The organism is Ruegeria sp. BHSA123 (genome assembly GCF_059613425.1).
Map to the genome: position 1 here is coordinate 13,936 of NZ_JBXWSL010000009.1, position 21,736 is coordinate 35,671.

Genomic DNA, 21,736 nt, shown 5'->3' on the forward strand with positions numbered 1-21,736 from the left:
ATTAAAGCGCTGCTTTGAACAGCTGTGTCAGGTTTTCTTTGGTCAACTCAATCGGGTTCCCGCCACATGACGGGTCGATGATTGCGCCTTCGACGAGCGTTGGGATTGATGTCTCGGTAACGCCAAGGTCTGCCAGCTTTCGCGGGATGCCGAGGCTGTCGTTGAATTCCTGCACAAAGGCGCGGAAGCCATCGAACCCTCCGTTGATACCCAGATAGGCGGCAGCCTGCTGGAAACGATCTGCGATGGCGGGAGCATTGAAATCCAGCACGGCGGGCATGCAGACCGCATTGGTGGTGCCGTGATGGGTGTTGAAGTGCGCGCCGACCGGGTGGCTCATGGCGTGGATCGCACCAAGACCTTTTTGGAAGGCAGTTGCGCCCATGGCAGCAGCGCTCATCATCTGGGCGCGGGCCTCAATGTCGCTGCCATCTGCGTAGGCGCGCGGAAGATATTCTTTCACCAAACGCATTCCTTCCAGTGCGATGCCCTGGCTCATCGGGTGATAATGCGGGCTCGAATAGGCTTCGACACAATGCGCGAAGGCATCCAGACCGGTGCCTGCGGTGATAAATTTGGGCATCCCAACCGTCAGTTCAGGATCGCAGATCACCACCGTCGGCAGCACCTTGGGGTGGAAGATGATCTTCTTGGCATGGGTCTCGGAATTTGTGATGACGCTGGCGCGGCCTACCTCGGACCCGGTTCCCGCAGTCGTCGGAACCGCAATGATCGGCGCGATCGCATCCGCGTCGGCACGGGTCCACCAGTCGCCGATATCCTCAAAGTCCCACACGGGCCGCGTCTGGCCGCACATGAAGGCGACCATCTTGCCCAGATCCAGCCCCGAGCCGCCGCCAAAGGCAATCACACCATCGTGCCCACCGGCCTTGTATGCCGCAACGCCTGCGTCGAGGTTTTTCTCATTCGGGTTTGGGTCCACGTCACTGAATACACCGCGGCCCAGACCAGCTGCCTCCATGATATCCAGCGTCGCCGCAGTGATCGGCAGATCGGCCAACCCCTTGTCCGTGACCAACAGGGGTTTCTTCATCCCGGCTGTGGCACAGGCTGCGGGCAGTTCCTTGATGCGTCCGGCACCAAATTTGATTGCGGTCGGATAGGACCAGTTTCCAACAAGTGACATGTCAGGTTTCCTTTGTGATTTGAGACCTGCTCGGGCGAGGGGGTCAGACCCGAGCAGGCCGTCGTCCTTAGCCCGTGACCTTCTTCAGGTGGTAAGATTTTGGACGGGTGAGATTGTGATAGCCGATGACCGAAAGACCACCGCCGCGCCCGGTATTCTTGCAACCGGTCCAGCACAGCCCAGGGTCTAGATAGTCGGCCCGGTTCATGAAGACGGTGCCGGTCTCGATCTGGTCGCCCACACGCGCCGCGCGGTCCACATCGCGGGTCCAAAGGCTGGCTGTCAGACCAAACTCGCTGTCGTTCATCAGCGCGATGGCCTCAGCATCCGAGGACACTTTCATGATGCCCACCACCGGGCCAAAACTTTCGTCCCGCATCACCCGCATATCATGGGTCACATTGGTCAGAATCTGCGGCGTGAGATATGCGCCGCCGTCATCCTCGGGGAAGGCTTCAATATGCGCGACCGCACCGGCCTCAACCGCTTCGGCAATCTGCGCGCGCACCTCGTCAGCGAAACGCACATTGGCCATCGGACCAATGGTTGTTTCGGCGTCCAGCGGATTGCCCAGTTTGTAGCCTTTCACGATCTCAACGGCCTTGGCGACAAAGTCATCATACAGGCTTTCGTGAACGTAAATCCGCTCGATCCCACAGCAACACTGGCCCGAATTGAACATCGCGCCGTCGATCAACGTATCGACCGCCGCGTCCAGATCAGCGTCGTCCATGACATAACCCGGATCCTTGCCGCCCAGTTCAGTGCCCACGCCCGTAAAAGTCCCCGCCGCCGCACGCTCCATGGCCTGACCGCCACCGACCGAACCGGTGAAGTTCACAAAGTCGAACGCGTTACCCGCGATGAGGTCATTGGTCACGTCGTGGCTGAGGAACACATTCTGGAACACGTCTTCGGGCACCCCCGCCGAATGGAACGCCTGCGCCATCCGCTCACCAACCAACAAAGTCTGGGTTGCGTGCTTCAGAACAACCGTGTTGCCCGCGATCAGCGCGGGCGCCACCGTGTTGATCGCCGTCATGTAAGGATAGTTCCAGGGGGCAACCACAAAGACCACCCCATGCGGAATACGCTTGATATAGCGTTTGAAGGTTTCATCTTCACCCACGGCAATATCGGCCAGTGACGTCTCGGCGATCTTTGCCATATGGCTGGCACGTTCGTTGAAGCCACCAAACTCGCCGCCATAGCGCACCGGGCGACCCATCATATGCGCCAGTTCCGGAACGATCTCATCATTCATCGCGCCGACAGCCGCGACGCCCGCCATCACCAGATCAATCCGCTCCTGCAACGGTCGCGCTGCCCAGGCTCCCTGCGCCGCCCGCGCCCGCGCCGCGACCTCAAACGCAGCCTCCCGCGACAGCACCTCGCGTTCCGCATAAACCGATCCATCGATCGGCGAGACACATTGCAACATCTGCCCCATAGTTACTCCATCTCTAAAGAGAGCAGGATCCCTGCTTCATCTGGCCATAAATATCCCGGGGTGCGCGAGGGGCTGGCCCCTCGCTTCCTCCCTCTCAAGCCCGCTCAAACCCGCGGGCCACTTCCCAATCGGTTACCACGCGCTCGAATTCCTCGATTTCGACCTCAGCCGCACGGGTATAGTGATCGACAACCTCATCGCCCATCGCCGCGCGCAGCATCTGTGATCCGTGCAAAGCGTTGCGTGCATCCTTCAATGTACCCGGGATCTTTCCCGTCTCGCCCTGATAGACATCGCCCTTGGTCGGCGGCTGCAACTCCAGCCCTTCTTCGATTCCTGCGATCCCGGCCGCCAGCATTCCTGCAATCGCCAGATAGGGGTTCATGTCCGACCCCGGAATACGGCACTCGACCCGTATCGCCTTGGTGCTATCCCCGCACAGGCGGTACCCGGCCGTACGGTTGTCTACAGACCAAATGATCCGTGTCGGTGCAAAAGTACCTTTCATAAACCGCTTATAGCTGTTGATGTAAGGCGCCATGAAATACGTGTAATCAGCGGCGTATTTCAGCAGACCGGCCATATAGCTTTTCATCAGCGCCGACATGCCCAGCTCATCCGATGCATCATAGAAGGCAGGTTTGCCATCCGCCCATAGCGACTGATGCACATGAGACGAGCTACCAACCCTTTCATGATGCCATTTCGGCAGGAAGGTCGCCGCATGACCCTGCTGCCAGGCGATTTCTTTCACCGCGTTCTTGGCGATCGAGTGATACTCTGCCGTGTCCATCGCAGGTGCGTATTTGATGTTCAGTTCTTCCTGCCCGGCCTCGGCCTCACCTTTGGTGTTCTCGACCGGAATGCCCGCATCCCACAGGTGGTTGCGGATCGGGCGCATCACATGCTCTTCCTTGGTGGTCTGCATAATGTGATAATCTTCGTTATAGCCCGAGATCGGCTCCAAATCGCGGAACCCTTCCTTTCGGATTGCATCAAAACTCTTCGCGAACAGGAAGAATTCCAGTTCGGTGGCGCACATCGCCTCATACCCCATCGCCTTCAGGCGGTTCACCTGTTTCTTCAGGATCGAACGCGGCGCATGTGGCACTTCCTCATGGGTGTGGTGATCCAGCATATCGCACATGACCATCGCGGTGCCTTCCAGCCAGGGCACCGGGCGCAATGTGCTAAGGTCTGGCTTCATCACATAGTCGCCATAACCCCGCTCCCAGCTGGTCGAGGCATACCCATCCGGCGTCGCCATCTCGAGGTCCGTGGCCAGCAAGTAGTTACAGCAATGTGTCTCTTCCCACGCGCCAGCCACAAAATGACCTGCATGAAAACGCTTGCCCATCAAACGACCCTGCATGTCAACCATGCAAACCAATACAGTGTCGATCGCGCCGTTTGCGACAAGCGATTTCAGGGTTTCGAAAGTCAGAGTTGCGGTCATGAAACAAACCTCATGCGTTGAGTAGGGGCGCCGAATCACAGCGCCCCTGTTTTGATATCAATCGAAGGTGTAAGGGGCACCGGCCTGGTTAATGACCGAGTTATACTCACGGAAGATACCAACGATCTTCTGGTGAATTTCGCCTTCCTGTGCGACCTCGTCCCAGAATTCGATAGCGGCATTTTCCACTTCTTTCCATTCCGCTGCCGGAACCTGACGCAGCTGTAGCTTGTCACCTTTTGCGCGTAAGGCCGCTTCACCGCCCCAGTACCACTGGTTACGATAGGTGTGGCCTGCTTCGACGCCCGCCATCACAACCGATTTCAGGTGGTCGGGCAGCTCGGCCCAGCGTTCCTGGTTTGCAAACCAGGACCCAATCCACGCGCCCGAGATGTTGTTGGTCAGGAAGTAGTCGGTCACATTGGCCCAGCCAACGGTGTAGTCTTCAGTGATGCCCGACCAGGCCATTCCGTCCAATTCACCGGTTTGCACCGCCACTTCCGCATCTTCGTAGGGGATATTGACCGGTACAACGCCAAACTTGGCCAGAAAACGCCCGGCCGTCGGGAAGGTATAGAGCTTCAGCCCATCCAGGTCGCCAAGGCTTTTGATTTCCTTTTTGGTGTTGAAGTTGCAGGGGTCCTGACCCGCTGCCGACAGCCACGTCACACCAACCTTCTCATATTCCGAGCGCCAGATATCAGCCAAACCGTACTGGTTGAACAGCACCGGAACGTCCAGAATATGCTTGGTAGCGAAGGGGAAATAGCCCCCGAATTGACGCAGCGGAGTAGGCGAAGCCATGGAATCGTCGTCCGAATGAACACCATCAATCGTGCCGCGTTGCAGGGCCTGGAACAGTTCACCTGTCGGAACGATCTGGTCCGCATAGAACAGTTCGATCTCAAGCTCGCCATTGGCATTGGCGTTGATGTAATCGATGGCTGGCTTGGTCACATGCTCGCCCAATGCGCCACCGGCATAGGTCTGGAACCGCCACTTGATGGCGGATTGCGCTTTGACGATCGCAGGAGAGGCCAGTGTGGCGGCTCCCGCCAGACCGGCGGAGCTTAGAAATCTGCGTCTTGTAGTCATTGTCTTTTCTCCTCTGTTTAGTCTTGCTGAACTTCGCCCCTTGCCGGGGTCTTGTGACTTAATTTCCATAGACATAATTCGGCAGCCAAAGCGCGATTTCAGGAAAGATGATGATTATGGCCAAGGCGCAGACCATCACCAGAACAAATGGAACGATCGAACTGTAGATATCGCGCAGCGATATTTCCGGGGGGGCCATCGCGCGCATCAGGAACAGGTTATAGCCGAATGGCGGCGTCATATAAGCGATCTGCGTGGTGATCGTATAAAGTACGCCGTACCAGATAAGATCAAAGCCAAGCGCACCCACCAGCGGAACGTAAAGCGGCGCGACGATAACCAGCATGGCCGTATCGTCCAGAAACGTGCCCATCAGGATAAAGCTGAGCTGCATGAGAACCAGGATCATCCACGGGGAAAGACCCAGTTTTTCGGTGAACAGGCTTTCGATTGCCTTGACCGCACCCAACCCGTCGAAGACAGCGCCAAAAGCCAGAGCCGCCAGAATGATCCACATGAACATGCACGAGATGCCCAATGTGTGCCGAATTGAATTCTCGAAAACCGTGCGTGTCAGCCGTCCTTTCAGAAAGGCGGCCAGCATGGCCGTGGTGGCTCCGATGGCAGAGGATTCCACCAATGATGTCCAACCGTTAACAAAAGGGACCATCATCACCATAAATATGCCCAAGGGTAACAACCCGGCTTGCAACAGCAGCAGCTTTTCTCGCAACGGAATGTCGCGGTCTTCCGCGGGCAGGACCGGGCCGAGCGACGGATTGATGCGGCAGCGGATGACAATGTAGATTATGAACATGGTAGCCATCATTAGCCCGGGTATCACTCCGGCGAGCCATAGCTGGCCAACGGGTTGCCGCGCGATCATGGCATAAAGAACCAGAACAACGGATGGTGGCACCAGAATCCCAAGGGATGATCCGGCCTGAATGACGCCGGTCACCATGCGCTTGTCATAGTTCCGGCGCAGCAATTCCGGCAAGGCAATCGTGGCACCAATCGCCATACCTGCAACGGACAACCCGTTCATTGCCGAGATCAGAACCATCAGCCCGATGGTTCCAACAGCCAGACCACCGGACAGGCCGCCCATCCAGACATGGAACATCTTGTAAAGATCATCTGCGATCCGGCTTTCGGAAAGGATGTACCCCATGAAAATGAACATGGGCAGTGTCAGCAGCGGGTACCACTTCATGACCTTGATCGCAGCGGCAAAACCCAGATCGTAACCGCCCCTATCCCCCCAAAGGAACAAGGCTGAAACCACAGCGACACAGCCGATTGCACCAAAGACGCGCTGGCCGGTCAGCATCATTAGCATCATTGATGCGAACATCAGCAAGGCAATCATCTCGTATGACATCAGATTACCTCACGCGGGATATCGTCGCCGCACAGGCGCAAGATATCCTTGAACAATTCGGACACGGCTTGCAGCAGCATCAGGAAGATACCGATAACCATGATCAGCTTGACCGGCCACAGGTAGGGCCGCCAGATCGTCGCGCTGCGCTCACCGCCATATTGGAAAGAATACATCAGGCTGTCCCATCCACCCCACAGCAAGATGAGCAGATAAATGATCAGGAATACGACTGTGAAGGCATCCGTCCACGCCTTGCGGCGATGAGACCATTCGCCATAAAGCAGGTCCATTCGCACGTTTGACCCCATCTGGATCGAATAAGGGCCACCAAGCATATAGTAGGCCACCATGGCGAACTGAGCCATCTCGAGTGTCCAGAGCGACGGTACGAAAAAGGTTTTCGAGACCGAAGACCAGAACAGAATACCCATCATGACGAAAATGCCGTACATGACGACGCGTCCGATCCAGCGGTTCGTTCGATCAATGACCGCCACGTAGCCCCGCAAGAACTTCATCTCGATACCTCAACTCTCATTGTTTCGCCTCTGTGTGCGAATACGCATCAATTACCGTTTGAAGGATCGGCGTCAGAATCCCGGCGATGCGGTCTACTCCCGTTGGTGTGTCGATAAGATCGTTTCGAACCTCGACCATGACATTCGGAAGCCCCCGACTGATCGCATGTTCCTGCAACGTGTGCGTGACGCCATCCGTGGCAGAGTAAGGTTCGTTCAACGCGGCATTCAGACCCGAGCCCTTGGCACAGCGCAGCATAAGTTGGGCCGCCCTGTCATCTTCGTCATGAAGAATGCCCAGTTCGACTGATCGTGTCTTTCCGTTGTAGACGGGCGTGAAACTGTGCATCGTGACAACGACAGGCGGCCGGTCCTGCGCGTCCAGAATGGACGACAAAAGCTGTTTGAACGGCTCATAAACCTCGTGGATTCTTTGGGCGCGTTGGGTGTCTGTCAGGTTCTCATTGCCGGGAATGGAAAACACTTCGCTTACCTGCGGCATAGCATCTGCACGTTCAGGCGAGCGGTTGCAGTCGTAAACAAGTCGGCTGATGCAGGAATGAACCAGCGGCGCGTCCAAAGCCTTCATCAATTCGACCGAAAGCGCCAATGCGCCAATATCCCATGCTGCATGAGACAATGCTGCGTCCTCAGTCAGGCCCAATCCGTTCAATGACGCTGGGATGAATCGGCTAGCATGTTCGCATACCAAAACGCACTGCGCCCGGCCGTTGGCATTCTGCGCGCGGGCTGCCGGAGCTTCGGTTGGAAGTAGCATTGGTGTCTCGGAATCGTGGTGCATAAGAAGCATTTGTTACAGCAACCTCAGACCTGTCAAGAAAATTACTGTAGACAAAATTACAAACAATCATATCCTGTAAAAAATTTGAGAAATGAAGGTGCCGATGGCCACCGTTGCGAAACTTGTCAAACAGCGGATACAGGAAGAGCTTGACGATCTGACACGGTCAGAACGGCAGCTGGCCTCGGTACTTTTGCAGGATTATCCAATGACCGGCTTGCAATCGATCACCAAGCTGGCAGCTGCTGCGCAGGTCTCGACCCCGACGGTCATACGTATGGCACGCAAGCTGGGTTTCGACGGTTTTCCCGCCCTGCAGGACGCCCTGCGAGAAGAGGTGGCGGCACAGATCAAAAAGCCGATCTCGAAACGGGATGCCTGGGTTGTGGATGACGCGGCGGAGCATCCCACAACGCGGTTTGCGCAGGCTGTTTGGACAAATATGCGCCACACGCTGGAACGTCTGGACAAAGAGATGTTCGACACCGTTGCCCAGCTTCTGGCAAATACGGATCGCCATCTTTACGTCGTGGGCGGGCGTATCACGCGTTCAAATGCGGACTATCTGTTCAATCACATGCAGATTATTCGACCCAATGTGACGATGCTGGGCAATTCGGCAAACGTTTGGCCGCAGTACCTGCTTGATATGGATGAAACCTCGGTTCTGGTGATTTTTGATATCCGCCGATACGAGGCCTATCTCGAGAAATTGGCGCAGGTCGCATCAAGCCGCGGCGTGACGGTTATCCTGTTCACCGACCAATGGGGATCACCGATAGGCAAGACCGCCAATTACACCTTTCACGCACTGGTCGAGGCGCCATCTAGCTGGGATTCAACAATAGCATTGCAGCTGATATCGGAGACCCTGATCGCTGAAGTGCAAGAGGCACGGTGGGAAGAAAGCAAGGAGCGCATCGAGGAACTTGAGCGGTTTTTCTCCTCGACGCGGATATTCCGCAGTCACGATTGAAGGCCGTACTTCCACCGGGAAATATCACGGTTTTGGTCGTGCAAATTTTCACACTTCCCGCTTGACGCGCCCCGGCGCATGACTTAACCAGCGCAAACCATTTGCGGGTATAGCTTAATGGTAAAGCCCCTGCCTTCCAAGCAGGCTATGTCGGTTCGATTCCGTCTACCCGCTCCAATCCCCACTAATTTCTGCGTCAAATGGCCCTTATGGCTGTCTGTTTTTGGCAGGAATGCTTGACCAGAACGGCGGCTGGGGCCAAGAAAGCGTTCACTTTGTAGCGTTCAATTCACAAGGGCCGGACATGGCAAGACAGACCGCCAATAAACCAGCACAATCAGCGGCTCCTGGCGCTAGCGAAGAGCGGGCCCGCTCAAGGAAAATCGGGGTGCTGGGGTCGCTTTGGCCCTTCATGAAGCCATACAGGCTATTGATGATCGGGGCGACAATGGCGCTGATCCTGACGGCCAGCATGACGCTGACCCTGCCATTGGCCGTGCGGCGCGTCGTCGACAATTTCCGCATTCAGGACGGTGAATTGCTGGACTGGTACTTTTTGGCAGCGTTGGGCATTGCCGCTGTTCTGGCTGCGGGAACCGGTATCAGATATGCGTTGGTCACACGGTTGGGGGAACGTGTGGTTGCTGACATCCGCAAGGCTGTATTTGATCGTGTGATCGGCATGAGCCCCGAATTCTACGAACGCATCATGACCGGTGAAGTGTTGAGCAGGATCACCACCGACACGACACTCATCCAATCGGTTCTTGGCTCATCCGTTTCCATCGCGCTGCGCAATATGCTGATGTTTATCGGCGGGCTGGTTCTGATGCTGTTGACCTCGGCCAAGCTGACCGGGCTTGTCTTGCTGCTTATCCCCGTGGTGGTGGTGCCGATATTGATTCTGGGTCGGCGTTTGCGCGTGATCAGCCGTGAAAACCAGGATTGGATCGCTGCGTCATCCGGAAACGCGGGCGAGGCATTGGGGGCGGTACAGACCGTGCAGGCATTTACCCACGAACAGGCCAGCCGGCAGCAATTTGATGAGATGACCGAGATGTCCTATACCGTTTCACTGCGTCGGATTCAGACGCGCGCGGTGCTAACGGTGATTGTGATATTTCTGGTATTTTCAGGCATCGTTGGCGTTCTGTGGATGGGTGCAAATGACGTACGCAACGGTGTGATGACCGAGGGCGTTCTGATTCAATTCGTGATCTACTCGATCATCATGGCGGGTTCAGTCGCGGCCCTGTCCGAGATTTGGAGCGAGCTTCAGCGCGCCGCCGGAGCCACCGAGCGACTTGTCGAGTTGCTGAATGCCGAAGATTCGGTTTCGGACCCGGCCAAACCCGCTCCTTTGCCAAAGGACGTCCGAGGGGAGATTCGGTTCGAAGATGTAAGTTTTCGCTATCCAGCGCGCCCCGATACAATCGCGCTGGATCACTTGTCGCTTCAGGTAAACCCGGGCGAGACCGTTGCCTTTGTCGGACCGTCAGGGGCGGGTAAGACAACGATCATTCAATTGATTCAACGGTTCTATGACCCAAATTCGGGCCGGGTGATGTTGGATTGCCATGATCTGCGGGAACTGGATCGCACAGATTTCCGAAAGTACATGTCATTGGTGCCGCAGGATCCAGTGATCTTTGCCGCCTCAGCCCGCGAAAACATTCGTTTCGGTCGTCTGGACGCAACGGATGCCGAAGTAGAAGCCGCAGCCCGTGCCGCCATCGCACATGATTTCATTGCCGCATTGCCCGATGGGTATGACAGTTTTGTCGGCGAACGCGGTGTCATGCTGTCGGGTGGGCAAAAGCAGCGTATCGCAATCGCCCGCGCAATATTGCGCGACGCACCTGTGCTGCTGCTGGACGAGGCGACCTCGGCCCTTGATGCGGAAAGTGAACGTGCAGTGCAGGGCGCAGTGGATCAGATGCGTGCCGGCCGCACGACCCTGATTGTTGCGCACAGATTGGCCACCGTAAAGAAAGCCGACCGCATTGTCGTTCTGGAAGAGGGCCGTATCGTGGCGCAGGGCAGCCATGATGATCTGGTGTCCCAGGATGGGCTATATGCGCGCCTCGCACGGTTGCAGTTCACCGATGGCGTAGCAGCAGAATAGGAGTGACGCTCGGGCATTTGTGAATTCGCCGTAGCGTCATTCTACAGTTTACTCTCTTTCAAAGCTAAGGCCTCGCTTGCGCGAGGTTTGTTTTGCTTCCATCTTGGATGCGAACAACAAGCTCGTGCAAAAACACGGGAGAAAAACGGGAGGAACCACATGGCCTTTGTGGGATTGGAAGACAAAACGCGCATGGAACAGGAAATGTCGTGGGAGGATCGGGATTTGCCTGTCACCTTCCATCAGCTCCTGTCGCGCACGGCAGAGAGATTTCCCAACCACAACGCCATCAGTTTTCAGCTACTGTCCGGGCCCACGGACAAGGCTGAGACCCTGACTTGGTCGGAACTTCTGGGCAAGGTCAATCAGGCGGCAAACCTGTTCCGCTCGCTGGGTGTCGGTGAAAATGACGTGGTGGCCTATGTACTGCCAAACTGTAACGAAACACTGATTACAATGATGGGCGGTGCAGTTGCGGGAATCGTGAACCCGATCAATCCGTTGCTGGAGCCCGAGCAGATTGCGGCGATCCTGCGCGAGACAGGCGCCAAAGTGGTTGTTACACTAAAGTCTTTCCCGAAAACAGATGTTGCCCAAAAGGTAGAAGAGGCGGTGCGCCACGCGCCCAAGGTCAACACCATTCTGGAAATCGACCTGAACCGGTACCTGACGCCGCCCAAGTCGTGGCTGGTTCCCTTCCTGCGCCCCAAGATGGGCGAAAAGGAAAAGCTGGCGCACGCGGATTACAAGAACTTCAACAAGGAACTTGCCAAGCAACCGACGACGCTGACATTCGAGGACAGCAATGAAGATCGCGTTGCTTGTTATTTCCACACCGGTGGGACCACCGGGATGCCCAAGGTGGCGCAGCATAAATACTCGGGTCTGATCTACAATGGCTGGCTGGGCAACACGCTGTTGTTTGATGAGAATGACGTCATCATGTGCCCGCTGCCGATGTTCCACGTCTTTGCCGTGCATGTTATCGTGATGGCAGCCGTGTCGTCGGGTGCACATGTGATTTTCCCGACACCTGCAGGTTATCGCGGTGACGGTGTGTTCGACAATTTCTGGAAGCTGATCGAGCGTTGGAAAGTGAGCTTTATCATCACTGTTCCAACCGCGATATCAGCCAAGATGCAACGCCCGGTGGATGCAGATATCTCAAGCGTGAAAACCGCCTTTTCGGGTTCGGCGCCACTGCCGGTGGAGTTGTTCCGCCGCTTTGAAGAGGCGACGGGCGTCACCATCGTCGAAGGTTACGGCCTGACCGAGGCCACCTGTCTGGTCTCGTGCAACCCTGTGGATGGCGAGAAAAAGATCGGTTCGATCGGTATTCCGTTCCCCTATACGGATGTCAAAATCCTGCTGGACGGGCCGGATGGGCCGACAGAGTGCGGCACTGATCAGATTGGTGAGATCTGCATCTCGAATCCCGGTGTGTATGCAGGCAACACGTATACAGAGGCCGAAAAGAACATTGGTCTTTATCACTTTGACAAATACCTGCGTACGGGCGACCTAGGGCGGTTTGACGAAGACGGCTACCTTTGGATCACCGGTCGCGCCAAGGACCTGATCATTCGCGGTGGTCACAATATCGATCCTGCCGAAATCGAAGAGGCGCTGCTGGGTCACAATGCAGTTGCCTTCGCAGGAGCGATCGGTCAGCCGGACGCGCATTCGGGCGAAGTGCCCTGCGCCTTTGTCGAATTGGTTGATGGGGCGTCGGTCACTGAAAATGAGCTGCTGGAATATTGCAAAGTTCACGTGCATGAGCGAGCCGCACAACCCAAGCATATAACCATTCTTGACGAGTTGCCGAAAACTGCGGTCGGCAAGGTGTTCAAGCCGGACCTGCGCAAACACGCCATCACCCGCATCTACAATGGTGCTCTTGACGCTGCGGGTCTTGCTGCGCGGGTTGTTCTGGTGATCGACGATAAAAAGCGTGGCCTTGTCGCGCAGCTTGACGCGAACGGATCTTCGGAAGACGATGTCTCGAAAGTGCTGGGCGCATTTACCCGGCCCTGGGAGTGGTCCAAATAAGCCGGAGGAACAATGGACTATGAACGCCTGATCGACGAAGAAACCTGGGCGTTCATACGCCGCACGGCCGAAAGCTATCCGGATGATGCGGTCGATTTGTCCATCGAGGACCAGCGTCGGGTCTATGACACGATGTGCAAGCAGTTTCGCCAACCGCGCCCTGCCGGTGTCGAAACCCAGGACCTGTACGCCGATGGCGTGCCGGTCCGCCATTATACCGCCGGGCATCCGACCCGAACGGTTGTGTATTTTCATGGTGGTGGCTTTGTCGTTGGCGGGTTGGACAGCCACGATGATGTCTGTGCCGAGTTTTGTGCGCAGACGGGATACCGCGTCGTTTCAGTCGACTACAGGCTGTGTCCTGAACATGTGCATCCAGCGCAGTTCCAGGATTGCTGGACAGCTGTGAAATGGGCGGCGGTCGAGTATGGCGACCCGCTGGTTCTGGCCGGGGACAGCGCGGGAGGAAATTTGTCAGCAGCTATTGCCCACCATGCGCGCGGGCGGCTGGACAATATTCTGGGGCAAGTCCTGATCTATCCCGGCCTTGGCGGAGATCAATCGCGCGGCTCATATCTTGAGCACGCCCATGCTCCTTTACTGACACTGGACGACATCAAATTCTATGAAACCGTCCGATACACAGGCGCCCAGCCGCAAGGCGATCCGACTTATGCGCCGCTACAGGAAAATGATTTTTCGAAACTGCCGCCAACTGTTGTGATTACCGCTGACTGTGACCCGCTCCGCGATGACGGGAAGGTCTATTGCGAGCGGATAAGCGCGGCTGGTGGTCAGGCCCATTGGATCAACGAACCTGGCCTTGTTCATGGGTACCTACGTGCGCGAACCTCGGTAAAGCGCGCAGCAGACAGCTTCGAACGGATCTCGGTCGCTATCGAAGCACTGGGGCAAGAGATCTGGCCCTACGACTGAAGTCAGTCAGTTACATCAGGAACGGCTTAGCCCTCATCGTGTCTGCGAGGGGCGCACCCAATCGGCTCAGAATGGTCGGGGCCAATTGGATCTGGTCGATTACGGTTTCTACGTCAGGCCCGTCGGCATCGCCGAAGTAATACAGCGCGGTTTCCTGTTGCAGGGGGCTGCGCCCTCCGTGGTGTCCGCGCTCGTCTTGGCCATGATCGGCGGTGACGATCACCTCATACCCCAATTGGCGCCAGCGAGGGATGAACGGGGCCAGCATCTCGTCTGCAACAAAGCAGGCATGATCCATTTCTTCGCAGTCGTGATAGAAACGGTGACCCATGCTGTCCAGTGTACAGGTGTGCAGGATGCCATAGTCCAGCCCAAAGCGCAGACACAGATTGGTCAAGGTGGCAAATAGATCGACGTCGGACGGGGTCATCTGGTTGTCTTTGCCGTAGCCGGTCATGCTGTGAAAGCGACCGTGATTGATGGTCTGGCTCTCTGGCTCGTCATATTCGACGTCGCGGACATAGTCGAACGGGTGACGGTTGAAGAACTGCGACCAAAAACTGTGTGTGACAGCCCCAGTCACGCCGCCTGCCTCACGTACCTGGCTAAAGACATCCTTATGGCTCAGGCGAAAGACGTTGCCGTTTCCGGTGCAGCCGTGTTCTTGCGGCGTTACGCCCGTATGGATCGATGCATAGCAACTGGCCGAAGTTGAAGGCAGCACTGCGCGGTGCTTCCACACCCGAGCTTCGCCGCTGTCGACCCAGCCTTCGAGGTTGCCGAACAGGCGGCGGAAATTCCGGTATGGTACTCCGTCCAGAATGATCAATAGTAGTTTACGGTCCATGGCTTGGCCCTTTGATCTGAGTATTTCATGCGGACGATACGCGAGTTGAAACCACGCGCCTGCCAAATCGCGTCCCAAATAATAAATTCCCGACGTCAGCCAAGGTGCAAAACGCCGGGAATCCATTTCTTCAAAGTGATGTTACAGGCGCAGAGATCAGTTCCCCGCACTTTCCATTTTGCGATGGGCAACGACCTCTTCCAGCCAGCCCAGATGCATCTCGGGCACCGAGCTCAGCAGAAGGTCTGTATAGTCGTCGAATGGCGGGCTGAGCACCTGACTCTTTGGACCATAACGGGCCACGCGTCCCTGATACATCACCGCGATGCTGTCGCTGATCGCCCGAACCGTCGCCAGATCGTGGGTGATGAACAGATAGGCCACATCCTCGATCTTCTGCAAATCCAGCAGCAGTTTGAGGATACCGTCCGCTACAAGCGGGTCGAGCGCCGATGTCACTTCGTCACAGATGATCATCTTGGGCTTGGCTGCCAGTGACCGCGCGATGCAGACGCGTTGCTTTTGGCCACCGGACAACTCGGCCGGATAACGGTCGATGAACTTCTCGCCCAACTCGATCTCGTCCAGCAGTTCGACGACCCGTTTGCGCTTTTCGGCACCGCGCATGTTGAAGTAGAACTCCAGCGGGCGTCCGATGATCGTACCCACTGTCTGGCGCGGGTTCATTGCCACGTCAGCCATCTGATAGATCATCTGCAACTCGCGCAGGTCCTCGCGGGATCGTCCGGCAAGGTCAGGCGAAAGCTTGCGTCCGGCAAACGTAATCTCGCCGTCGCGCGGCGGCAGCAGGCCGGTGATCACTCGGGCAAGTGTCGATTTACCCGACCCGGATTCACCCACAACCGCCAGCGTCTGACCCGGATGAAGCTCGACATTGACGTTGTGCAGCACGTCGAAATTCAACCCCTTGTAGCGCGCGGTGATACCGTCAACGCTCAGCAGCGGTTCCGCTGTGGGCTGTTTTTCCTCGTGCTCGATCGAACGGACCGAGACCAGAGCCTGCGTGTACTCTTCCTGCGGGTTGTTGATGATCTGATCGGTTGACCCGTATTCAACCGTATTCCCCATCCGCAAAACCATGATTTCGTCGCTGACTTGCGCCACGACCGCAAGGTCGTGCGTGATGTAGAGAGCAGCAACACCGGTATCGCGAATGGCTTCTTTGATCGCCATCAGCACGTCGATTTGCGTGGTCACATCCAGTGCCGTGGTGGGTTCATCGAACACCACCAGATCGGGTTCAGGGCACAGCGCCAGCGCCGTCATGCATCGCTGCAACTGTCCGCCTGAAACCTGGTGCGGGTAGCGTTCACCGATATTATCCGGGTCGGGTAGGCCTAGTTTGGCGAACAGTTCCCGCGCGCGGCCTTCGGCCTCTTTTCGCGAAAATTTCTTATGCTCAACCGCAGCTTCGACAACCTGATCCATGATCTTCTTGGCCGGGTTGAACGACGCGGCAGCGGATTGCGACACATACGCAACCTCACCGCCGCGCAGATTGCGGATATCGCCATGCGACGATTTCAGAATATCGCGCCCGTTTACCCAAACCTCGCCGCCGGTAATTTCAACACCGCCCCGGCCATAGGCCATAGAAGCGAGGCCGATGGTGGACTTACCGGCACCGGATTCTCCGATCAGGCCCAGCACCTTGCCGCGTTCGAGGTCAAAACTGACCCCGTGCACGATTTCGATGTCATGGGGTTTTTCACCCGGTGGATAGACCGTTGCACCGATCTTGAGGTCACGGACCTTGAGAAGGGTATCACTCATCCCCGGCCTCCTTTCAGCGATGTGGTTCTGTTCAGGACCCAGTCAGCGACAAGGTTGACCGAGATCGCCAGCGTCGCGATGGCCACAGCTGGGTACAAAGCTGCGCCGATGCCATAAACGATGCCGTCCTTGTTTTCCTTCACGATGCCGCCCCAGTCGGCCAGCGGTGGCTGAACGCCCAGCCCCAGAAACGAAAGGGTCGAGATGAAGAGGACCATAAAGATAAACCGCAGCCCAAACTCGGCCACCAGCGGTGACAGGGCGTTTGGCAGGATTTCACGGAAGATGATCCAGGCACGGCCTTCGCCGCGCAACTTGGCGGCCTCGACATAATCCATCACGTTGATGTCGACGGCAACCGACCGCGACAGGCGATACGGGCGTGTCGCGTCCAGAAGACCCATCACCAGGATCAGGATCGGGACTGTCACCGGGACAATGGCCAGAATGACCAGTGCCAGGATCAGGGTCGGGATCGACATGACCAGATCAACTGCCCGGCTGAGAACCTGATCAGCCCAACCGCCCAGAACCGCAGCCAGCAAACCCAGCGACGTGCCGGTTACAAAGCTGAGGATCGTAGCCGCAGCCGCAATGAAGATCGTCGTACGCCCGCCGTAGATCATGCGTGTCAGCAGATCCCGACCTATATTGTCGGTGCCCAACAGGTGTTCGGCGCTTGATGGCTCCCACACATCGCCAACCACTTCGGCCATGCCGTAGGGCGCAATCAAAGGCGCGGCTAAGGCGACAAAGAAATAGAGACCTGTGAAAAACAGACCGATCATCGCCGAAATTGGAATATTCTTCATCATTTCGGATGCCTCAGTCTTGGGTTGGCCAGGATCGACACGATATCGGCCACCATGTTCAGCCCGATATAGACGGCGGCAAAGACCACACCACATGCCAGCACGACCGGCACGTCACGCTTGGTCACCGAGTCCACCAGGTATTGTCCCATGCCGGGATAAACGAACACCACTTCGACCACGACAACGCCCACGACCAGATAGGCCAGGTTCAGCATCACCACGTTTACAATGGGTGAGATCGCGTTCGGAAAGGCGTGTCGCGCAATGACCTGAAAGTTTGACAACCCCTTCAGTTCCGCCGTTTCGATATAAGCCGACTGCATCAGGTTGAGGATCGCCGCGCGGGTCATGCGCATCATCTGCGCCAAGACCACCAGCGTCAGCACGAAAGCGGGCAATGCGATCGCATTGAGTTTTTGCCCGAATGACATCGAGTCATTGATCATCGCAAGCGAGGAAAACCAGCCCAGCTTTACCGAAACATAGTAGATCACCACGTAGCCGATCAGAAACTCTGGTATTGACACTGTTGTAAGCGTGACAGCAGAGATCAGCTTGTCCGGCCAGCGGTTGCGGTAGCGGACTGCCAGCAAGCCCAGGAAGATGGCAAGCGGAACCGAAACCACGGCCGCGGCGCATGCCAGAAACAATGTGTTGCCCAACCGTTTGCCAATGCTTTCAGCAATGTCGAGCTTGTTGGTCAGGGACTGACCCAGATCACCCTGAACGATACCGCCCAGCCATTCGAAATAGCGGGTCAGGGCAGGCCGGTTCAGGCCCATTTCTTCGCGAAGGTTTGCAAGGGCCTCTGGGGTTGCGGACTGCCCCAGGACGGCTTGCGCTGCGTCTCCGGGAAGGGCTTCGGTCAGGCCAAAAATCAGAGCCGAAGCGCCAAACAGCAATAGGAGTCCCAGCGCAAGGCGCTGGGAAACCAGTTTGATGATAGGATGCATGATCCGTGGCCCGTTTTAGACGAACCACATTTTGCGGGACATGTTGCCGTTCATCATCTCTTGGTTCGGGTCTGATTCCCAACCATCCAGCTGATTACTGACGCCTTCAACAAAGTTGTTGAACATCGGGCAAATCAAGCCGCCTTCGTCGCGGACCATACGGCCCATCTGGCTATAGATGCCTTTGCGCTTTTCTGCATCCAACTCTGCACGCGCCGCAAACAGCAAGTCGTCAAAGGCCTGAACTTTGAAACGAGTGTCGTTCCAATCCGCAGTTGACAGGTAAGCTGTAGTATACATCTGGTCCTGTACAGGGCGACCACCCCAGTACGACGCACAGAAGGGCTGGACGTTCCAGACTTCGGACCAGTAGCCATCGTTGGGCTCACGTTTGATTTCCAGTGGAATACCGGCCTGCGCGGCCGTCTGCTGGAACAGGGCAGCGGCATCCACCGCACCTGGAAACGCGCCATCTGCGACACGAAGGATGATCGGCGAACCATCATGGCCGGACTTCTTGTAGTGCTCGGCTGCTTTTTCGATGCTGAATTCGCGCTGCTCGATTGTTTCGTCAAACAGTGGGTAGGCCGCGTTGATCGGCATATCATTACCGATCGAACCGTAGCCTCGCAGAACCTTGTCTACCAGGTCTGCCCGGTTGATGGCGTATTTCAGCGCGGTGCGCAGTTCATTGTTATCAAACGGTGCCGTGTCGCAATGCATGATGAAGACGTAGTGACCGCGACCAGCGGTTGAATGTACGGTCAGGTTGGGTGCGCGGCCCAACAGGTCGGCAACTTTGGGTTCCACGCGGTTGACCGCATGGACCTGTCCGGATTGCAGGGCAGCGGTACGCGCAGTTGCGTCGTTGATGACGATGACTTCGACACTGTCGAAATTGCCGTAATCGCTGTTCCAGTGGTTTTCGTTCTTTGTAAACAAGTGACGCACACCGGGTTCGTCAACTTCCAATTTGTACGGTCCAGTCCCGATACCTGCCCCCGGATTATCCATACCGCCATCAGGCTGAATGATCAGGTGGTAATCGGCCATCAGATAGGGCAGGTCGGCGTTTGGCTCGGTCAGGGTGACCTGGAAGTTGTCGCCGTCAGCTTTCATTGACTCAATGCCCTTCATGATGCCCAGGGCACCGGACTTGGAGTCTTCGTTCGAGTGGCGCTGCATGGTTTTCAGCACGTCTTCGCTGGTCATAGTCTTGCCGTTGTGGAATTCGACACCCTGACGCAGCTTGAAAGTCCAAACCTTAGCGTCGGCGCTGCCTTCAACGCTTTCCGCCAGACGCGGCTCGATCGAGCCGTCTGGTGCAACTTCAACAAGCTGGTCACCAAACTGTTTGCCGTTCTGGAAGGGAACCGAGCTTGCGTAGGTCGCTGGGTCCAGAGAGTTAGTGGATTCACCACCCTGAAGACCAAATTTCAAATCACCGCCCTTTTTCGGCCCAGCAGCCCGAGCGGCGTCCGCGAACATTGTGCTGGCCATCGCAGCCGAAACACCCAGAGCCGCGGCTTTCCCCATGAATTCGCGGCGGGTCATTTTTCCGGCTGTGACCTGACCGGCCATATGCGTGATTTGTTCGTTCATCGATTATTCTCCCTATCGAGTGGTTTTAACCCTTTTCGGGTTTTTGTTGACGCATGAGTCAACGTTGGCTTATTTCGGCGGACCGGGCAAGGGTATTTCTCCTAGATGCCGAAGGCCGAAGCGCAAGTAACCTTGTTTGGCGCGATGCCCTTTCCACAAGAATACTATGATACAATTCTGTTTCAGGCCAGTTTCCGAGCCTTTGCGGTACGGCGCGGTGCGATATGCGTCAATTCATCCACGTATTGCGACAACCAGGTCCATGACATTGGTGCCGGTTGGCCCGGTTGTCAGCAAGGCTTGGGCTTTTTCCAGAAACGATCCGCTGTCAGCATTTCGAAGGGCGGTTATCCCGCTTTCGCTCCATGTTGCGCCGGTAATGATTCCTCCTGCCGCATTAGTCGGCCCGTCTGTGCCATCCGTGCCGCCGACAACAACTGTAAGGTTTGGCTGCCCGGCAATCTCCTGCGCCAGTGCAAGTGCCAGCGCCTGGTTTCGCCCACCGCGCCCAGGGTGATCGGGCAAGACCACTGTCGGCTCTCCGCCGAAGACCATCACGCCCTTTTCCATGCCGCGCAGCAGTTGGCCGAGATGTGCGGCAACCTTCAGATAGTCGTCATGCAGCGCCTCTTCATCGGCCCAAACCTTTAGCCCAGCCGCTTCGGCGGCTTGTACAACCGCACTGCGGGCATGGGCGTTCGAGGCCACGATCCGCGTGACGGCCTCAAATGTGTGGCTGGAAGGCAAAGCGCCGACACCCGATCCAATGACATTGAGGTCGTCGCCCGGTACGTCCGAGATGGCCAGAACGGTCGCGCGCGCGCCCGCAAAGTGCGACAGCAACCCCCCGCCTTTGATGCGGGACAGTTTGCGCCGCTCAGCGTTCATAGCGCCGATGTCCATTCCCTCTGACAGTAACTTGCGGTTCAACGCTTCAAGATCGCTCAGCGATTTTCCGGGCAAAAGGTCCTCGGCCAACGAAGACGCGCCACCCGACACCAGAAGCAGCACATGTGATCCGGGTTCCATCTGCTCCAGCGCAGCACGCAGAGCGCGCCCGCCTGCAAGGCTGCGGTTGTCCGGAACCGGGTGCGAGGCTTCGATCACCTCGACAGTGTCAGGCAAGTCCCGACCGTGATCGTCCTTGGTCACGACAAGCGTGGGCACCGTGCCGTACTGCGCCAACGCCGCCCGTGCCATAGCGGCGGCAGGCTTGCCAACGGCCAGAATACGATCCGGTTTCGGGATGTCGTGCAGGGCGGCCTCGGTGGCGATGTATCCGTCAACGGCCTCAACTCCGGCGCGCCAAAGTTGAACGGCTTGCTTTTCAGTATCCATCAAGTCTGCACCCAAATTGTGACCGGTCCGTCGTTGACAAGTTCAACGGCCATGTCGGCCCCGAATTGTCCAGTTTCCACCGCTACACCTTGCGCAGCAAGGTAGTTTGCGAAGGTGTTATACAGATGCTCGCCCAGTTCGGGCTGTGCTGCAGTTGAAAACCCCGGCCTGTTACCGCTTGTTGTATCTGCCGCCAATGTAAACTGGCTGATCACCAAGGCTGACCCTTTTACATCCAGAAGCGAGCGGTTCATCTTGCCCGCGTCGTCCTTGAAGATCCTGAGTCTGGCGGTTTTCCGGGCCAGTTTTTCAGCCTGAGCCTCATCGTCCCCCTGCATGGCGCAGACAAGAATCAAAAGCCCCGGACCGGATGCGCCAATGACGTTGCCATCGACCGATACTTTGGCTTGCGAAACTCTTTGCAGCAACGCGCGCACGTGGTTTCC

At 56.8% G+C, this 21,736-nt stretch carries 18 protein-coding genes and 1 tRNA gene; 5 read left to right on the forward strand and 14 right to left on the reverse strand.

Annotated features, from left to right (window positions below):
- Nucleotide 1: 1 nt before the first annotated feature.
- The 7 genes from AC2FNC_RS07005 to AC2FNC_RS07035 form a co-directional block, all read right to left on the reverse strand.
- On the reverse strand, nt 2-1,147 hold the full coding sequence (locus tag AC2FNC_RS07005; RefSeq protein WP_496714875.1) for an iron-containing alcohol dehydrogenase: 1,146 nt from the start codon (nt 1,145-1,147) through the stop codon (nt 2-4).
- A 67-nt stretch (nt 1,148-1,214) separates the two neighbouring features.
- Nucleotides 1,215-2,597 (reverse strand): aldehyde dehydrogenase family protein, encoded by a 1,383-nt coding sequence (locus AC2FNC_RS07010; protein WP_480554010.1) that lies wholly within the window; start codon nt 2,595-2,597, stop codon nt 1,215-1,217.
- 94 nt (nt 2,598-2,691) lie between these two features.
- Entirely contained in the window at nt 2,692-4,053 is a 1,362-nt protein-coding gene (locus AC2FNC_RS07015) for a glutamine synthetase family protein (RefSeq protein ID WP_480516128.1), read from the reverse strand.
- Between the two features lie 57 nt (nt 4,054-4,110).
- A complete protein-coding gene (locus AC2FNC_RS07020; protein ID WP_480475702.1) occupies nt 4,111-5,148 on the reverse strand; it encodes a TRAP transporter substrate-binding protein in 1,038 nt (345 codons plus the stop codon).
- A gap of 58 nt (nt 5,149-5,206) precedes the next feature.
- The gene (locus tag AC2FNC_RS07025; RefSeq protein ID WP_480624546.1) at nt 5,207-6,532 is read right to left on the reverse strand and encodes a TRAP transporter large permease; all 1,326 of its coding nucleotides are present in this window, start codon (nt 6,530-6,532) and stop codon (nt 5,207-5,209) included.
- The gene (locus AC2FNC_RS07030; RefSeq protein WP_480475706.1) at nt 6,532-7,053 is read right to left on the reverse strand and encodes a TRAP transporter small permease subunit; all 522 of its coding nucleotides are present in this window, start codon (nt 7,051-7,053) and stop codon (nt 6,532-6,534) included. Before AC2FNC_RS07030 ends, AC2FNC_RS07025 begins: the two co-directional genes overlap by 1 nt.
- Nucleotides 7,054-7,069: 16 nt before the next feature.
- Entirely contained in the window at nt 7,070-7,831 is a 762-nt protein-coding gene (locus tag AC2FNC_RS07035) for an N-formylglutamate amidohydrolase (protein WP_496714876.1), read from the reverse strand.
- Nucleotides 7,832-7,958: 127 nt separating this feature from the next.
- Here AC2FNC_RS07035 and AC2FNC_RS07040 point away from each other — a divergent pair, with 127 nt between their 5' ends.
- From AC2FNC_RS07040 to AC2FNC_RS07060, 5 genes are all read left to right on the forward strand, one after another.
- The gene (locus AC2FNC_RS07040; RefSeq protein WP_480482048.1) at nt 7,959-8,831 is read left to right on the forward strand and encodes a MurR/RpiR family transcriptional regulator; all 873 of its coding nucleotides are present in this window, start codon (nt 7,959-7,961) and stop codon (nt 8,829-8,831) included.
- A 103-nt stretch (nt 8,832-8,934) separates the two neighbouring features.
- Nucleotides 8,935-9,008 (forward strand) — tRNA-Gly (locus tag AC2FNC_RS07045).
- A 127-nt stretch (nt 9,009-9,135) separates the two neighbouring features.
- Nucleotides 9,136-10,956, forward strand: coding sequence for an ABC transporter transmembrane domain-containing protein (locus AC2FNC_RS07050; protein WP_480624547.1), 1,821 nt, complete (start codon nt 9,136-9,138; stop codon nt 10,954-10,956).
- A gap of 159 nt (nt 10,957-11,115) precedes the next feature.
- Entirely contained in the window at nt 11,116-13,005 is a 1,890-nt protein-coding gene (locus tag AC2FNC_RS07055) for an acyl-CoA synthetase (protein WP_496714877.1), read from the forward strand.
- A 12-nt stretch (nt 13,006-13,017) separates the two neighbouring features.
- On the forward strand, nt 13,018-13,941 hold the full coding sequence (locus AC2FNC_RS07060) for an alpha/beta hydrolase (RefSeq protein ID WP_496714878.1): 924 nt from the start codon (nt 13,018-13,020) through the stop codon (nt 13,939-13,941).
- Nucleotides 13,942-13,951: 10 nt separating this feature from the next.
- Here AC2FNC_RS07060 and AC2FNC_RS07065 read toward each other — a convergent pair whose 3' ends face one another.
- The 7 genes from AC2FNC_RS07065 to dtd all read right to left on the reverse strand — a co-directional run bounded on the left by AC2FNC_RS07065 (nt 13,952) and on the right by dtd (nt 21,727).
- The gene (locus tag AC2FNC_RS07065; RefSeq protein WP_480475716.1) at nt 13,952-14,788 is read right to left on the reverse strand and encodes an alkaline phosphatase family protein; all 837 of its coding nucleotides are present in this window, start codon (nt 14,786-14,788) and stop codon (nt 13,952-13,954) included.
- Between the two features lie 156 nt (nt 14,789-14,944).
- Nucleotides 14,945-16,582 carry an ABC transporter ATP-binding protein gene (locus AC2FNC_RS07070; RefSeq protein ID WP_480475718.1) on the reverse strand — a complete coding sequence of 546 codons (1,638 nt, stop codon included), beginning with the start codon at nt 16,580-16,582 and terminating at the stop codon, nt 14,945-14,947.
- Complete coding sequence (locus AC2FNC_RS07075) at nt 16,579-17,394, reverse strand: ABC transporter permease (RefSeq protein WP_480475720.1); 816 nt, start codon at nt 17,392-17,394, stop codon at nt 16,579-16,581. The genes AC2FNC_RS07070 and AC2FNC_RS07075 overlap by 4 nt, the downstream gene beginning before the upstream one ends.
- Nucleotides 17,394-18,350: an ABC transporter permease gene (locus AC2FNC_RS07080; protein ID WP_480516140.1), complete on the reverse strand. Its 957-nt coding sequence runs from the start codon at nt 18,348-18,350 to the stop codon at nt 17,394-17,396. The genes AC2FNC_RS07075 and AC2FNC_RS07080 overlap by 1 nt, the downstream gene beginning before the upstream one ends.
- 15 nt (nt 18,351-18,365) lie before the next feature.
- The gene (locus AC2FNC_RS07085; protein WP_480506188.1) at nt 18,366-19,952 is read right to left on the reverse strand and encodes an ABC transporter substrate-binding protein; all 1,587 of its coding nucleotides are present in this window, start codon (nt 19,950-19,952) and stop codon (nt 18,366-18,368) included.
- 234 nt (nt 19,953-20,186) lie between these two features.
- Nucleotides 20,187-21,290 carry a glycerate kinase type-2 family protein gene (locus AC2FNC_RS07090; RefSeq protein WP_496714879.1) on the reverse strand — a complete coding sequence of 368 codons (1,104 nt, stop codon included), beginning with the start codon at nt 21,288-21,290 and terminating at the stop codon, nt 20,187-20,189.
- Nucleotides 21,290-21,727: a D-aminoacyl-tRNA deacylase gene (dtd, locus tag AC2FNC_RS07095; protein ID WP_480516146.1), complete on the reverse strand. Its 438-nt coding sequence runs from the start codon at nt 21,725-21,727 to the stop codon at nt 21,290-21,292. Before dtd ends, AC2FNC_RS07090 begins: the two co-directional genes overlap by 1 nt.
- Between the last annotated feature and the right edge of the window lie 9 nt (nt 21,728-21,736).

Bases quoted from the DNA above. Each gene is read 5' to 3' on its own strand.
- AC2FNC_RS07005 (WP_496714875.1), bottom strand. From the start codon at position 1,147: ATGTCACTTGTTGGAAACTGGTCCTATCCGACCGCAATCAAATTTGGT.
- AC2FNC_RS07010 (WP_480554010.1), bottom strand. From the start codon at position 2,597: ATGGGGCAGATGTTGCAATGTGTCTCGCCGATCGATGGATCGGTTTAT.
- AC2FNC_RS07015 (WP_480516128.1), bottom strand. From the start codon at position 4,053: ATGACCGCAACTCTGACTTTCGAAACCCTGAAATCGCTTGTCGCAAAC.
- AC2FNC_RS07020 (WP_480475702.1), bottom strand. From the start codon at position 5,148: ATGACTACAAGACGCAGATTTCTAAGCTCCGCCGGTCTGGCGGGAGCC.
- AC2FNC_RS07025 (WP_480624546.1), bottom strand. From the start codon at position 6,532: ATGTCATACGAGATGATTGCCTTGCTGATGTTCGCATCAATGATGCTA.
- AC2FNC_RS07030 (WP_480475706.1), bottom strand. From the start codon at position 7,053: ATGAAGTTCTTGCGGGGCTACGTGGCGGTCATTGATCGAACGAACCGC.
- AC2FNC_RS07035 (WP_496714876.1), bottom strand. From the start codon at position 7,831: ATGCTACTTCCAACCGAAGCTCCGGCAGCCCGCGCGCAGAATGCCAAC.
- AC2FNC_RS07040 (WP_480482048.1), top strand. From the start codon at position 7,959: ATGGCCACCGTTGCGAAACTTGTCAAACAGCGGATACAGGAAGAGCTT.
- AC2FNC_RS07050 (WP_480624547.1), top strand. From the start codon at position 9,136: ATGGCAAGACAGACCGCCAATAAACCAGCACAATCAGCGGCTCCTGGC.
- AC2FNC_RS07055 (WP_496714877.1), top strand. From the start codon at position 11,116: ATGGCCTTTGTGGGATTGGAAGACAAAACGCGCATGGAACAGGAAATG.
- AC2FNC_RS07060 (WP_496714878.1), top strand. From the start codon at position 13,018: ATGGACTATGAACGCCTGATCGACGAAGAAACCTGGGCGTTCATACGC.
- AC2FNC_RS07065 (WP_480475716.1), bottom strand. From the start codon at position 14,788: ATGGACCGTAAACTACTATTGATCATTCTGGACGGAGTACCATACCGG.
- AC2FNC_RS07070 (WP_480475718.1), bottom strand. From the start codon at position 16,582: ATGAGTGATACCCTTCTCAAGGTCCGTGACCTCAAGATCGGTGCAACG.
- AC2FNC_RS07075 (WP_480475720.1), bottom strand. From the start codon at position 17,394: ATGAAGAATATTCCAATTTCGGCGATGATCGGTCTGTTTTTCACAGGT.
- AC2FNC_RS07080 (WP_480516140.1), bottom strand. From the start codon at position 18,350: ATGCATCCTATCATCAAACTGGTTTCCCAGCGCCTTGCGCTGGGACTC.
- AC2FNC_RS07085 (WP_480506188.1), bottom strand. From the start codon at position 19,952: ATGAACGAACAAATCACGCATATGGCCGGTCAGGTCACAGCCGGAAAA.
- AC2FNC_RS07090 (WP_496714879.1), bottom strand. From the start codon at position 21,290: ATGGATACTGAAAAGCAAGCCGTTCAACTTTGGCGCGCCGGAGTTGAG.